Origin of the sequence: Streptomyces colwelliae (genome assembly GCF_048158785.1) — a bacterium.
GTDB lineage: Bacteria > Actinomycetota > Actinomycetes > Streptomycetales > Streptomycetaceae > Streptomyces.
Genome location: NZ_JBLTJC010000925.1, coordinates 1 through 493 on the forward strand (window position 1 = coordinate 1; position 493 = coordinate 493).

Annotated in this window: 1 pseudogene; it reads left to right on the top strand. The window is 72.2% G+C overall.

The features are described from left to right. Window positions 1-493, top strand: a pseudogene (locus ACNFOC_RS55190) (hypothetical protein); the annotation flags it as partial.

The window sequence follows — 493 nt, forward strand, 5'->3', positions numbered from 1 at the left end:
CCGCACCACCGGCCCACGCGGCGGCGGCCGCTCCCGCCTGCGCCGCCCCCGGCGCCCGCACCTTCCCCCTCACCACCCGCATCCACGACGGCCCCGACACCTACACGGCCGGCGGCGGCTACGGCACCTGGTACCTCGACCTCACCAACACCACCACCCGCCGCTGCACCGCGATCCACCCGGTCGTCGTCCTCGTCGACCAGCAACGCGCCCTGAAACCGTCCCAGCCCAGACTCGAGTTCTACGACGGCGCCCGCCCGCGCCCGTACCCGGTCCACTTCGAGAAGACCGACGAGGCCGAACTCGTCGGCGCCTTCGACGAAGGCTTCCCGGGCTTCACCGTCGACCCCGGCAAGACCCTCACGGTGAAGGTCCGCCTCGCCCTCGCCCCGGGCACCGTGGCGAACGAGATCACCGCCGACGCGGCCGTCGTACAACGCCATGCCGACGACGGCGACTGGATCGGTCAGTCGAACGACTACCGCTTCGACGT